The organism is Trichocoleus sp. DQ-A3, from assembly GCF_039961975.1.
Classification (GTDB): Bacteria; Cyanobacteriota; Cyanobacteriia; order Cyanobacteriales; family FACHB-T130; genus FACHB-T130.
In genome coordinates, this window is record NZ_JAMPKC010000020.1 from 50904 (window position 1) to 63251 (window position 12348).

Sequence of the window (12348 nt, forward strand, 5' to 3'; positions counted from 1 at the left end):
ACGAAGATGTCGAGGTGTTGTATACGGCGTATCTACAGCGATCGCTCGTTTGCCCTATCTTCAAGTCTAAAACTGGCTGAATCCTGCGCGGGTAAGAGATGCTATGCAAAATTTTGCGATCGCTTCTAAATCTACCTTGAGCAGGTTTCGTCATACACTTTATATTGGTTCTCAGTCCGCGCCAGCGGGCTTTGTTTAAAAGTTCTCGCAACTTCTACTTCCTTGCTTCTAAAGTAGGGTTGGCATAGCTGTGATTTAAATCGCCAGGTATGGTAGCAATATGTTTACTCTTCCGATGAACCTGTTATTTCTTCCTAACCTGGATCTATTTGTTTACCACCTGAGAAACGGCTTGGGAGACGATGCAGAGCAAATCAACCAGAACCAGCTCACGTTTTGGGATAACTTCCCGTTAGAATTGCAAAGAATTCTTGTCGGTGCTGACGATTCAAATTATAACGATCCAGAATATTTAGAATTATTGCGCCTGGCGGGGGAAACTGAAGCTTATTATACTTTTCAAGCTCGCACTGAAGGATATCCAGTCAAAGGCTTTTATTATCCCGTGCGATTTAGCGATAGTTATGGGCTTTTGTTTAATTGCCATATTAACGATCGAGACTATCTGCAATCTTTTAAATGCTTTCCTACCCTCAAACATCTTGCTGCTGATAAACAAGGCAATCTTGGAAAAACCTGGATTGTGTCTGGGATTTTGCCTCGAAACTGTGAAACCCCTTTAGAATGTCTCGCCCAAGAAGCTTACGAAACTTTGAAGTTTGGGAGATGGAAACAGCAAAAGCCAAGCAAAGGAAAATTTTTAGGGGCAACCGTTTTTGAAGTGTGGCTATCTCCCCAGCGTTGGGACATGGAAGAGAATCACCATGTTTTGGTTATCTTTTATCCCGATGTAGCCGCCGAAACTGAAGCTGCTAAATATTCTGAGGTCTGGATGCAGTTGTTTTACTACCGCAATAAAATTATTTGGTCTTATTGTGAAGCTCAGAAACTCAGACAGCAATTGCAAGAGAATTTCGGCTATATTTTCCAAGCGGGTGAAATGCTCAAGCAGCTACCGTTAAAAGAATTGCAGAGAATTTTAGAAGTCAATATAAAAATATTGTCCCAGTATGCTTCAGACTTAAATCATCTAGAAATTCAATTGCACGCGATTGAAACCTATCAGAAAAAATACCAAGAACATTTAAATTACCTGCTTCAAGAAGCTAGCAAATATGGAGAAACCGAGCTGCATTTTTTGGCACGATTCAACCAAATAGTCAAGCAATACGAAATTCAAATCCAACAAGATCGTGCCAGCTTTAGCCCTGCATTGAGAGTGCTAGAAGATGTGATTAACACGATTCGAGGCATCGTCGAGATTGAACAAGCTAAGCGCGATCGCAATCTGGAAAATATTATCGCCGCTGCCAGTCTGGGAGTGGGAACCGCCTCAGTCGCCGCCTCTGCTTCCTCGGCGTTGGTAAAAGATTTTACCCAGCCTTACCCTAACCAAATCGACAACCAACTATCCGCAGTCATCCCCTTGGCGAATCTGGTTATTGTCATCTTGTTCAGTATTGGTTTAGGTTGCCTGGTTAGTGGGTTTGCCTGGAAAATTTTGCGATCGCGTAGCGTCTGAGGAAAATTGCCTCGGAAATCCTCTCTTCCTTTGCCGCTTGGCAGTTCAAAATTTTAAATATGGACTTGCCAATTATTTACCACCCGGATTATGTCGTACCTCTCCCAGAAGGGCATCGCTTCCCCATGCCCAAATTCAGTAAACTCTACGAAATGCTCTTAAGCGATCGCGTAGCGCATCCAGAGCAAATTCATCCGCCCGAACCTCCTCCACCAGCGTGGATAGAACTCGTTCACACCCCAGAATATGTCCGAGCATACTGTGAAGGCACCCTCGACGCCAAAGCCCAGCGAAGAATCGGATTGCCCTGGAGTCCCGCATTAGCGAATCGTACCTGCGTAGCAGTGGGCGGTACGATTCTCACCGCTAAATTGGCACTCAGTCACGGTTTAGCTTGCAATACTGCGGGGGGTACTCATCACGCTTTTCCCAGTTATGGTTCTGGTTTCTGTATTTTCAACGATTTAGCCATTGCTGCCCGCGTGCTTCAACATCTGGGACTGGCGCGCCAAATCCTGATCGTGGATTTAGATGTCCATCAAGGAGACGGTACCGCCGTGATTTTCCAAGAAGATAGCAGCGTCTTCACCTTCTCGATGCACTGCGAAGTTAACTTTCCCGGAACCAAACAACAAAGTGACTTAGATGTTCCTCTCCCGATTGGGATGGAAGATGACGCCTATCTGCAAACCTTGGCAAAATATCTCCCAGATTTGCTCTCACAAGTCAAGCCGGATCTTGTTTTATACGATGCTGGCGTCGATCCTCATGCTGGCGATCGCTTGGGCAAACTCGCCCTCACAGACACCGGAATCTTCCGTCGGGAAATGCAAGTTTTGAGTACCTGTGTGGCACTCGGCTACCCAGTCGCCTGTGTGATTGGCGGGGGTTATGCTGACGATCTTGACTCTCTCGTTTATCGGCACTCCTTGCTACACCGAGCCGCCACTACTGTCTATCATCAGTACCAACTTTGATGCCAGACTAAGGGCAGAGGAGCCATTTCGTCTTCCTCGATACACTTTTTAACGGTAGCGGTATCCCGTGTCCGTACTTCGTACTCACTCATCTGAGGAAAAACCCCTTGCTATCAAAAGGCTTTGAAATTGAAATGTATACCGGCACCCCCAATGGTGACATTGTGGGTTTATCCGATCGGATTGTGGCAGACCTAGACGGGTTCATGCGGGAGCCGGATAGCCGCAACGTGGAATATATCACAGAACCCTTTTATTGTTACGACCGATTATTGTGTGCCTTGCTACGCCCTAGACGGCAACTCCGAGAGTATCTAAAACGCTTGGGAAATTACACCCTGATTCCGGGGAGTACGCTGTCTTTAGGAGGCAGCGATCGCTTCTGGCGATCTGACCCTAGCAATCCTTACCACGACTACATTGAGAACACTTACGGCACCAAAGTTGTCACCGCCAGCGTTCACATCAACATTGGCATCAGCGATCCCGAAACCCTGATGCGGGCGATTCGCCTTGTCCGCCTAGAAGCACCCTTATACCTCGCTCTCAGTGCTTCTTCCCCGTTTTTGGATGGGAAAGCCACTGGCTATCACTCGACTCGCTGGGGACTGTTTCCAAAAACCCCAGCCCACGTTCCCTTATTTGAAAGCCACGCCCACTTTATCCAGTGGACGAAAGCCCAATTAGCCGCCGGGACAATGCAAAATGTCCGCCACCTCTGGTCATCCGTGCGACCAAATGGCAACCAGCGCCCCTACGACCTTAATCGCCTAGAACTGAGAATTTGCGACCTAATCATCGATCCGGTTGCCTTGTTGGCGGTTACAGCCTTGCTAGAAGCCCGACTTTTGCAGTTGATTGATGACCCTAGCCTCGATCCCCTGGAAATGAGTCAATTGTCTTCACAAGACTTAATTACCCTGACTGACGCCAACGAAGACGCCGCCGCCCGTCAAAGTTTGGATGCAACTCTGAGACATTGGCAAGACGGCAGACCGATTCTGGCGCGAGATTGGATTGAAGAAATAACCGGCGAAGTTTGGGATCTGTCTAAACAGATGGGCTTTCGCTGTTTCTTGTCACCCCTGAAAAAGATTCTCCGGGAAGGAAATTCGGCTCAGCGATGGTTAAATCTCCAAAACCAAGGTTTTGACACTTCCAGCGTGATGATTGACGCCATTCAAGCGGTGGCAGACCAAGAGCGCGAACTGGAAGACAAATTGTGCGAGAGCCTAGTTGCCTGAAGCACTTGAAGGATCGAGAATGAAGCTTGAAGGCAGAGAATTATCCTAAAGCCTTCATTCTTTATCTTCGATCCTTCCTAGCCCCTGATTTCTTTTTTTGCCTTTTTATGGCTTAATTTATTGGCTAAAAAGAATCATTCGGGAATTAGAATATTTAATCAATTTGATCTGGGTGAGTCATATAACAAATATGTATAGGTTCATGTCTCTTTGGGTATAATTTGAGTTTCCAGCGTGGATTTTAGTGTTAGAGCCAGAGTAATTAGTAAGTCTCATGCCGTTTGTTGTTCTCTACAAGCCGCAAATTCCGCCCAACACCGGCAATATTGCCCGTACCTGTGCTGCCACTGGGACGGAATTGCATTTAGTCGGGCCGTTGGGTTTTGACATTAGCGATCGCTATCTGAAACGTGCCGGTCTGGATTACTGGCCCTACGTCAATCTGCACCACCACATTGGTTTAGAGGATTTTCAGGCATTCCATCAGCAGCGAGGGGGACGATGGATTGGCTTCAGCGTTTCGGGAAGGGATAACTACTTGAAGTTCGAGTTTCGGGCAGATGACTGGCTATTATTTGGTAGCGAAACAACTGGATTACCTCCAGAAGTTCTCGCCCTTTGTGCCAATACTGTCTATATTCCAATGTCACAGCCGCACGTTCGGAGCCTGAACCTTTCTGTTAGTGCCGCAGTCGGTTTGTTTGAAGCGCGTCGCCAACTGGGGATTTTGTCCTCCTGAAGGAGGCAAACAAGTCCTTTGCTCATTGCGTGTTATCAATCTTTAGTCAGGTGTTCGCAGATTGAGTTAAAGGTTAGAAATTTGGTTTGACCTTTTATCTAGGAATCTCAAACGTGTTAACCGGCAACTGTTTGTGACCATTTCTGGCTGAGCTTTCCCTATGACTTCTTGCTCAACACTCGGTGACGAATGACTCTTTTCCCTTTCTTGAGAGAGTTTCTTTTGCGTCCTTCAGCTATCTAGAATACCGAATGAGCGCGGCTTAGATAAGAAATTTCTATGAACAACAGAGTAACAACGGGAAATTGATTGATAGATTTTTTTATCCAAAATCTTTCAGTGCTGAGCCTCTAAAACAACCTCGAATCAATCTTTAGGAAGATTTTTAGTAAATATGCGTCGGTATGCTCTATGCCATTTGTCAGAGTTTTCTCCATGATTCTACGGTTGTTATTCAAGGCAAAACCAGCTTAAAGTCTCATGTTGTAATGGATCAACAGCAGGATGCCAACAACGAAAAAGTTGTTTTCTCAGTCTTCCGGAGTAAAGCAAGTCAAGCAAGTATGTTCCAATATGCACGCCTTAGAAAGGAATACACCATTGACTTGCCAGCTCTTGACAAAAGGCTCCTGATTAACGCAATGATGAAGTCTTCAGCAGGGTGGGTCAAATGTAGGTCGTGCATGATTAAATTTTCCCAGTCATGTAAACTTGTCTAAATCAAAAAAGCAGGGTAATCTTGCCTAGGTATGATTACCGGCAGTGATCCTAATCACTTTTTGATGTGATTTGTCCCATTGACTGGTAAAAAACAATCATTCAGGGACAGTTAAGCGCTCGTCATAAGTTAGGAGGTCGTGTTTGAAACGCCCATTCACGCACAAGATTAAATCAGTTCCTTCCTGTGCAGCAGACAAAGATGCGAAAGCGAATCTGTCCGCAGGAAAGCTTTCCGGGGGAGAGTCAGGTTTATTGAAGCCAATTTCTCCAGAGGTTAACCGTCGGGCTCGCACCTCTGCCGCCATGATTGGATTGGCAATCTCAATGGGCACCTCCAGCCTATTGCTGCCGCAACAAGGCGATGAAGCAAAGGCAGCCGATCCGGTCGCCACAGAGCCGACTGTTACCAACGCTCCTGCTGCAACAGATATTGCTGTTGCCGCTCCTGCCTCAAAAGTGGAGCCAGAAACAACTGCTTCAGTCGCAGCAATAAAGCCGGAATCCAAATCTGTCGCTGCTTCCCCAAAGGTAGTAGAGCCAGAATTCACATCTGAGGCCGTTTCCCCGAAGGTGGAGCTGGACGCTAAAGCAGAATCGAAACCAGCACCGCGCGTTATCGAACACAAGGTGCAGCAGGCACAGACAATTTGGCAATCGTCGAAGAACTATGGGGTAGAACCTGCCGCGATCGCCACTTCCAACAACATCAAGTCCAGCTCAGCTCTTCCATCTGGGCAAGTGGTGAAAATTCCTTCAGTGAACGGTATTGTTCACGAAGTTAAGCTGGGCGATACCGTCGAAAAGCTATCTGAGTCTTATGGTGTTCGCCCGATACAGGTGCAGCAATCATCTGGAGCGACAACATCGGATGGACTGCCGGTGGGTCAATCAGTCACGATTCCCGGCAACGTAAATGAGCTATTAAAAGCAAGACAAGACGCTGCCATGAGCCGCTTAAAGGAGCAGCGGAGCCGCTTGCAGAGCAGTCTGGCGGAGTTGCGGTCTGAGGAGACGACAAAAGCATCTGCTGGTCAATTAGAAGTCGCTGAACCAGCCCAAATTGATAGCTCTGAAGCTGCTGAGGTAGAAATAGCTGCTCCTAGAGTGCAAATTCCGGTCGCAGTGCAGATGCCAGGGGAAAACGCCCCCAATCAGGTAATCAACCAAGTACCGTCCGTACCACGCAATATCGCGGTGCAGATGCCAGGGGAAAACGCCCCCAATCAGGTGATTAACCACCTCCCATCGGCAGAGGCACGGGAATCGCTAGAAGCATCCCCGCAGCCGATAGGGGTGAATGAAAGCGTACCAATCCTAGTACCGACCGCGACTAACCAAGCGCTGCCAATCCAGACAGTGGCACCCGTACCGATTGCCGTCGTCGAACCTAATGGGGTAACGGCAGATGTTTACCAGGTCAAGGCGGGAGATACGGTGGATGCGATCGCTCGCATTCACGGCGTTTCCAGAGGAGAACTGCTGCGGATAAATCAGTTAGATAACCCGAACATGATTCGAGTGAATCAAGCACTGAAAATCCCGAAAAAACAGACTGTAACTGTAATTCCTGGTTTGAACGCTGCACTTAGACAATCCAAGTCTAATGTTGCTGTACCGAATCTCTCCGTTCCTACTTTGCCAACGGCTGTTCCCTTACCCGTCGCAGCAACACAGGTACGGGTGCAAAGTAGTGCTAACGTACCTATCGTCAAACCAATGTTAGTAGCGGGTAATCCGTTACCCATTGCCACACCCGCTGCCACACCGATTGCCGAGAGGAACCAAACTCAGTCTGCTGGCTTGAAGCAAAACTCTGAGTACAGCACCCAGATTGAGAAACTACGGGAAGACATCATCAAACTACGGCAGCAGTATCGTACCCAGCAAAACGGGGATACCGCTAACTCACAGAACGTTCCGGTTGCTAACATCTCGGTGCCAGTGACTCCCGCATTCGAGCCGGTTGCACCTGTCGTCAACAAACCGTTGCAACGTTCTGAATACTCGACTCCGATCAATCCAGAATTCAGCCCAAATCGTTATAACGAAGCCGTACAAGCAGAAATGCAAAAGCGGCAACGGCAACAACAGCGATCGCAGGCGGCAATCGAAATCAAAGTGCCCCCACCTGCTGCACCACGGGCTAGAACCCAGAAGCCATTGGTGGCAGCAGCGCCCTCCGGAGCGGACACTTATAACCCGACACTCCGGCCCCCCTTCGGGCAACAAGTTGCTCCAGAGTTACCGCCCCTCCCTGGTCCAAATCCATACCTGCCGGATAGCCCAGGTCAATTTAATGGCTACATCTGGCCCTCAAAGGGCGTTTTAACCTCAGGTTATGGTCGGCGCTGGGGACGGATGCACAAGGGGATTGATATCGCGGCTCCGGTCGGCACGCCTGTAGTGGCGGCAGCTCCTGGTGTCGTGGTGTATGCACGCTGGAATTCTGGTGGTTATGGAAATCTGGTGGACATTAAACACGCTGATGGCACCCTAACTCGCTATGCCCACAACAACCGGCTTCTGGTTCGAGAAGGGGAAGCAGTTGAGCAAGGTCAGCAGATTTCTGAGATGGGCAGCACCGGACGCAGCACGGGGCCTCACCTTCACTTTGAGTTGCATTCGGCTGGAAAAGGAGCTATCAACCCGATAGCTTTGCTACCCCGACGCTAAGAAAGAGGCAAAAGCAAAGGAAAAGGCAAAAGAAAATATATTTCTTTTGTCTTTTCTCTTTTTTTAAGCCAGGGTAGCAATAATCTTGCTGGTATGCTAGGATGATAAGGTTGTTTAAGAAAAGTTGGCTCTGTAGCTCAGTGGTTAGAGCAGGGGACTCATAAGCCCAAGGTCGCAGGTTCAAATCCCGCCAGAGCCATTTTAAAAGTTATAAAAAGCCAGGTCTGAAGAATGAGTAGTCTGGTGATTGTACTCATCCCTCGGTGGTCATTAGTCGGAATAGTGCCGGATGAGTTCGGCAATAGACCAAGCTTGAGCGATCGCTCCTTGAGCTGCATGAGGCGGATCGCCATCAAAAATTTCCGAAACCGAACCCAGGCAGGCTGAGGACTGCAAGTGTTCAATCATCGGCTGCCAATCAAAAGGGACGGGTTCTGAATCGTAGAGGCGCTTCCAGGCTCGGATAAAGGGGCCAATCAGCCAACTCCAAACCGTACCTTGGTGGTAGGCGCGATCGCGATATTGAGGATTCCCAGCATACGTCCCCACATAGCGGGGATCGGCGGGGTCGAGACTGCGGAGACCGTAGGGTGTCACTAAGCGATCGCCTGCTACCTTGAGGACAGACCGCCCTTGCTCGGCAGGAAACCCGCAATGATAGAGCGAGAGCGCCAAAACTGCATTCGGACGAATTGTGGGGTCTCGCACATCATCCGGTGCGATCGTATCGTAGAAATATCCCAGCGTCGGATTCCAGAACTTTTGCAGCGATCTCTTCACCTGTTGCGCCTGCTGAATATAGCGTTCTCGCTGGTTAATCCGCCTCTGTGAATTCGCGCCTCCTTCCCTTAATAACAATTCTGCCCATCGGCTAGCCCAGCACAAAGCAGAGTACCAGAGAGCATTAATTTCTATAGGTTTACCCCGACGAGGCGTTACCGGCTGACCATCAACCACCGCATCCATCCAGGTAAGCGCCACTCCTGGCGCATCCCAGGTAACTAGCCCATCCGTGGCATCAATCCGGACATTGTACAGGGTGCCAGCCATAAAGCTTTTGTAAATCTGCCGCACCACAGGATATTGCTGAGCCAGAAAATCCCAATCCTGCGTTGCTTCTAGGTAAAGACCCAAAGTTTCAATCCACCACAGCGCAGCATCAATACTGTTGTAAAATGGCTCAGCTCCAGTATCTGGAAACGCATTCGGAATCAAACCATTCCGACAATAGCGCCCAAAAGTTTCCAGCAGTCCCTTCGCCAACTCATAGCGCCCAGTCGCTAAAGCTAGTCCTGGTAGAGCAATTAGCGTATCGCGTCCCCAGTCATTAAACCAGGGGTAGCCAGCAATCACAGTCGGGCCAGCAATGGAAGCGCGGTAGACAATAAATTGATCGCCTGCTCGCAACAGCTGCTGCCAAATATCATTGACAATGTCATTGTCAATGTCATTGTCAATGGTTGAGGGTTCGTTGCCATGAACCCTCAACAAGGGACGGCGAAGCGCTTTCAGTCGTTGTTGCTCAACCTGCACTGCTTGCTCAAAGTCTAGGGAACTGAGCTGTGATTGTTTGGAGTTACATAATCCCACTTTCGCTTCTAGGGTGAGGGAGTCTCCCGGTTGTAGGGGTACTGTCAGGTATCCAGGGCTGTAGAGGTCTTCCTTGTCCCCCAATCCCCGCCGCTTCTCTTCTGGATAGTAATAATGCCAATACCAAACGGTGTCTGGTTGATAGCGACCCTTACTCCAGCGCAATTGCCAGGGAGTCCCAGTCCAGTCAGGACGCATCCCTTGCAAGCAAATTTGCTTTTGACCGACTAATTGCGAGAAGGACAATCCGGAAGCGCCGGATTGCTGGTGGTGAAAGTCGCGATCGCCAATTACCGGGCGTAACCTCAGCGTAGCCAACTCAGTGCCTTCATAGCGGTACTGAATCAAAATCCGGTGACAAAACTGGGGAGTACCTACTTGCTCAGTCTCCTTCCCGCTACTTACGCTCTGTGAGCTACTTTCTACTAAGCCATAGGGCATCACCAGCTGCCTGCTTAGCTGCCAGTTATCTTCACCCCAAACCCAACGGGGAAAGGGGTCAATGTCGAAAGAACGCAGTAGCTCATAGCCCAAAGGGTCAATTTTTCCATCTATCCAGAAATTCGTCCCCAGTGCAAATACCCGTCCTCCTACATCCAAACTGGCATCCAGGTGAGACAGTAATAAAGTGCGCTGACTCGGCGGATCGAGGGCGGCAATTAACCAACCGTGATAAGTCCGAGTCCGAGCATCACAAACCGTTCCACTGGCAAAACTTCCTAACCCGTTGGTCAGCAGCCACTCGCGCGTATCCAAATTCTTCATTCCTACTCAAACTCGTTATGAGTATGATATAGTTGTTACAGTTCGTAAATTAGCTGTCGTTGCGTCTAGGGTAGACCTCAACTAGATTACCCTTGACTCAGCACGAGTCAATGCAAAATCTATTCCATTTAAGGAGAATCTATTCATGACCCACCACACAGAAGGCTGTCTTCGGGTTGGACAAACCGCCCCGGACTTTACCGCAACCGCTGTGGTCGATCAGGAATTCAAGACCATCAAACTGTCTGACTATCGTGGCAAATATGTAGTCTTGTTCTTCTATCCTCTTGACTTTACATTCGTTTGTCCTACAGAGATTACAGCTTTTAGCGACGCTTATTCAAAATTTCAGGATCTCAACACTGAAATCCTTGGTGTCTCTGTAGACAGTGAATTTTCCCACTTGGCATGGATTCAGACAGACCGCAAGTCCGGCGGCGTCGGCGACCTAAACTATCCCCTCGTTTCCGATATTAAGAAAGAGATTAGTGCTGCTTTCAATGTCCTCGATCCAGAGGCAGGCATTGCACTCCGGGGGCTGTTCATCATTGATAAAGAAGGCGTGATTCAGCACGCTACGATTAACAACCTGGCTTTTGGTCGCAACGTCGATGAGACTCTGCGGACGCTGCAAGCAATCCAGTACGTACAAACTAACCCCGACGAAGTTTGCCCCGCTGGTTGGCAACCCGGTGACAAGACGATGGTTCCCGACCCCGTCAAGTCAAAGGTCTTCTTTTCTGCCGTCTAAATTCCTAGTGTCGAGTTAGTTTCAGAACTGATTCAGTCGTCAATTAATCAAACACCCCAATACATTTGATGAGATTTTTCCTATCAGATGTATTGGGGTTTAGTTTTTGATGCTTGCGATCGCGTTAACTCCTGTAACGCTGCTTGCACGATATCTAGATGCTGGTGATTGTATGCGATCGCTTTTTCATAGTCTCCCAAGGCACGGTAAGCCTTTTCCAGATTGTCCAAAGTAAGGGCTTCAGACTATTGATTGCTGATTTGCCGCCAAATGTCCAAAGCTTTTTCGTAAAACTCAATCGTTTGCTTATATTCTTCTAAGGAAAAGAAAACTACGCCCAAATTTCCTAAAACTGTCCCTTCTCCCTGAACAAAGGAATTTTCTTTGCAATTACCAAAGCCTCCTTATAACACATAGCCAAGATTTGTAAGAGAGGCTACTTGTCCCTCAGGATCGCCAGTTTTCTGTGAATCTGCGAGTAAATCCTGATACGTGGGTCTTGCGCCCAGTGATGTTACAACAAAATTCAGGGACTTCTAATAAGAAGAAGTAATCCGTCAGTTAGTTAATCGCATTCCTGAAATGGAGAGGCGACTTTTTGAGGGATGAAGGATGCGATCGCTCTCTTGCCCACGATTCGCCCCTGTTCGTAAAAAAGTAAAGAACTATTACAATTACAGCAATAAGACCAAAATGATATGCCGATGCTGACATCTACTGACTTTAGCGGACTGTTAAATCAACGCTTCTTTGAGAATTTCTTGCCGATTCCAGCAACCAGCCGTTTAGACCTGGGTGAAACGACTCCAGCATTTGAACTGCCGGACATTACTAATGGGGGTAAAGTCAAGTTATCGAATTACAAGGGAAAGCAACCTGTTATCCTTGCCTTCACCCGTATCTTCACCGAAAAGCAATATTGCCCGTTCTGCTTTCCTCACATCAAAGCGCTGAATGAAAACTACGAGCGCTTTACTAGTTTGGGCGTCGAGGTTTTGATGATTACCAGTACCGACGAACAGCAGAGCAAAACGGTTGTCAAAGACCTGGGTTTAAAGATGCCCTTGCTCAGCGACCCCAGTTGTCGGACTTTTCGAGCTTACTGTACGGGTCAAGCTTTGGGTGCGCCTCTGCCAGCCCAATTCGTACTGAATAAACAGGGAATTCTGCGCTATAAACATTTGTTCTCCTTCCTCGACCATAATGCTGAAGTGGAGAAGCTGCTAGAGACGCTCAGCGGATTGTAG

At 48.3% G+C, this 12348-nt stretch carries 9 protein-coding genes, 1 tRNA gene and 1 riboswitch; of the genes, 8 read left to right on the forward strand and 2 right to left on the reverse strand.

The window, feature by feature from the left end; translation table 11 throughout:
- Positions 1-280 precede the first annotated feature (280 nt).
- The 6 genes from NDI44_RS22230 (at position 281) to NDI44_RS22255 (ending at position 8194) form a co-directional block, all read left to right on the forward strand.
- Positions 281-1642 carry a hypothetical protein gene (locus NDI44_RS22230; RefSeq protein ID WP_190411977.1) on the forward strand — a complete coding sequence of 454 codons (1362 nt, stop codon included), beginning with the start codon at positions 281-283 and terminating at the stop codon, positions 1640-1642.
- Positions 1643-1701: 59 nt separating this feature from the next.
- On the forward strand, positions 1702-2619 hold the full coding sequence (locus tag NDI44_RS22235) for a histone deacetylase (RefSeq protein WP_190411978.1): 918 nt from the start codon (positions 1702-1704) through the stop codon (positions 2617-2619).
- 737 nt (positions 2620-3356) lie between these two features.
- Positions 3357-3441: riboswitch (cyclic di-GMP riboswitch) on the reverse strand.
- A complete protein-coding gene (locus NDI44_RS22240; RefSeq protein WP_190429744.1) occupies positions 3435-3863 on the forward strand; it encodes a hypothetical protein in 429 nt (142 codons plus the stop codon). Its footprint overlaps the riboswitch before it by 7 nt.
- 274 nt (positions 3864-4137) lie before the next feature.
- Positions 4138-4602, forward strand: a complete 465-nt coding sequence (locus NDI44_RS22245; RefSeq protein ID WP_190411980.1) for a tRNA (cytidine(34)-2'-O)-methyltransferase — start codon at positions 4138-4140, stop codon at positions 4600-4602.
- A gap of 861 nt (positions 4603-5463) precedes the next feature.
- Complete coding sequence (locus NDI44_RS22250) at positions 5464-7995, forward strand: peptidoglycan DD-metalloendopeptidase family protein (protein WP_190411981.1); 2532 nt, start codon at positions 5464-5466, stop codon at positions 7993-7995.
- 126 nt (positions 7996-8121) lie between these two features.
- Positions 8122-8194, forward strand: a tRNA-Met gene (locus NDI44_RS22255).
- 71 nt (positions 8195-8265) lie between these two features.
- Here NDI44_RS22255 and NDI44_RS22260 read toward each other — a convergent pair.
- A complete protein-coding gene (locus NDI44_RS22260) occupies positions 8266-10350 on the reverse strand; it encodes an amylo-alpha-1,6-glucosidase (protein ID WP_190411982.1) in 2085 nt (694 codons plus the stop codon).
- Between the two features lie 145 nt (positions 10351-10495).
- On the opposite strand from NDI44_RS22260, the gene NDI44_RS22265 reads away from it, so the two are divergent.
- Entirely contained in the window at positions 10496-11101 is a 606-nt protein-coding gene (locus NDI44_RS22265) for a peroxiredoxin (RefSeq protein WP_190411983.1), read from the forward strand.
- Positions 11102-11184: 83 nt separating this feature from the next.
- Here NDI44_RS22265 and NDI44_RS22270 read toward each other — a convergent pair whose 3' ends face one another.
- Complete coding sequence (locus NDI44_RS22270) at positions 11185-11331, reverse strand: tetratricopeptide repeat protein (RefSeq protein ID WP_190411984.1); 147 nt, start codon at positions 11329-11331, stop codon at positions 11185-11187.
- Positions 11332-11805: 474 nt separating this feature from the next.
- On the opposite strand from NDI44_RS22270, the gene NDI44_RS22275 reads away from it, so the two are divergent.
- Complete coding sequence (locus NDI44_RS22275) at positions 11806-12348, forward strand: redoxin domain-containing protein (RefSeq protein ID WP_190412003.1); 543 nt, start codon at positions 11806-11808, stop codon at positions 12346-12348.

Excerpts from the sequence above, each read along its gene's own strand:
- NDI44_RS22230 (WP_190411977.1), top strand. The coding sequence starts at position 281 with ATGTTTACTCTTCCGATGAACCTGTTATTTCTTCCTAACCTGGATCTA.
- NDI44_RS22235 (WP_190411978.1), top strand. The coding sequence starts at position 1,702 with ATGGACTTGCCAATTATTTACCACCCGGATTATGTCGTACCTCTCCCA.
- NDI44_RS22245 (WP_190411980.1), top strand. The coding sequence starts at position 4,138 with ATGCCGTTTGTTGTTCTCTACAAGCCGCAAATTCCGCCCAACACCGGC.
- NDI44_RS22260 (WP_190411982.1), bottom strand. The coding sequence starts at position 10,350 with ATGAAGAATTTGGATACGCGCGAGTGGCTGCTGACCAACGGGTTAGGA.
- NDI44_RS22265 (WP_190411983.1), top strand. The coding sequence starts at position 10,496 with ATGACCCACCACACAGAAGGCTGTCTTCGGGTTGGACAAACCGCCCCG.
- NDI44_RS22275 (WP_190412003.1), top strand. The coding sequence starts at position 11,806 with ATGCTGACATCTACTGACTTTAGCGGACTGTTAAATCAACGCTTCTTT.